The organism is Nostoc sp. CALU 1950 (assembly GCF_051172895.1).
Taxonomy (GTDB): domain Bacteria; phylum Cyanobacteriota; class Cyanobacteriia; order Cyanobacteriales; family Nostocaceae; genus Nostoc; species Nostoc edaphicum_A.
In genome coordinates this window covers 1-867 of sequence record NZ_JBDNJQ010000408.1, presented here as the reverse complement: position 1 = coordinate 867, position 867 = coordinate 1, and the positions used below count along the sequence as shown (strand labels likewise).

The 867-nt window shown below is 37.6% G+C and carries 1 protein-coding gene; it reads right to left on the bottom strand.

Features of this window, described 5'->3' with window-relative positions; genetic code table 11:
- Positions 1-117: 117 nt before the first annotated feature.
- Entirely contained in the window at positions 118-375 is a 258-nt protein-coding gene (locus ABF638_RS38205) for a helix-turn-helix domain-containing protein (RefSeq protein ID WP_435027924.1), read from the bottom strand.
- Between the last annotated feature and the right edge of the window lie 492 nt (positions 376-867).

The following is an 867-nucleotide window of genomic DNA, read 5'->3' as shown; positions in this document are numbered from 1 at the left end:
ATTTTGCTGGGCTACGAGATCCCCGACTTCTTTAAGAAGTCGGGGATCTGACCACTGCTAACCACTCATAACTAATGGGACAGACTACTACTAATTTCCATGCAGAACTCACAAAGCCTACTCCTCTTCTCGGAAGTATGTTTTCTTAAGAATTTGACCACGTTCACCTAATTCATTGAGTAGGCTACTCATTCGCTGTATTGCTAAAGGAGAAGGTGTTACATGTCCATTTTCCCAACGGTTAATTGTTGGGAAAGTTACACCAAACTCGGCAGCAAATTTTTCTTGAGACAGATTTAACTCTTGTCGCAGGGCACGAACTAGTTTGCCAATATTAGGTTGCTTCGCTGCAAGTAGGCTTCTACTTTGAGGCATATAGATCAAAATTTATAAAGCACTATACATTCCCAACTTTTACGACAGAGTGTTCTTTTACGTCTATTGCTCCTGAGATAGAAATTTCCATCTCAAGTCAGAGCATCATAATAATCATAAATTTAATTTATCATTTTAAGAAAGAAGACTATTTGATTTTATTTTCAAAGTCGTCTTATCCTGAAATTAATAAAGGTTTGAACTTTGAACAAATACAAACAGGACTTACGCTAGTTTCACAGAAAATAAAATTTTTTTTGCTTGTAGTAAGGGCTTCAGCCCTTATTTTGTTCGCGTAGCGTCTCGAAGAGAGGACTAAAGTCCTTACTACAAACTTAAAATAATATGCCAGTTGCGTAAGTCCTAATAAACTTGGCTGGCGATTAATACAACTAAAGGCTAAGTAATTGACCCCCCAAATCTCTAGTACGATCAAACTTATACCAATTTTGTATGAAGCTGCATAGAATTAGATCCCCCCTAGCCCCCCTT

Coding starts and splice junctions, on each gene's coding strand:
- ABF638_RS38205 (WP_435027924.1), bottom strand. CDS start 375: ATGCCTCAAAGTAGAAGCCTACTTGCAGCGAAGCAACCTAATATTGGC.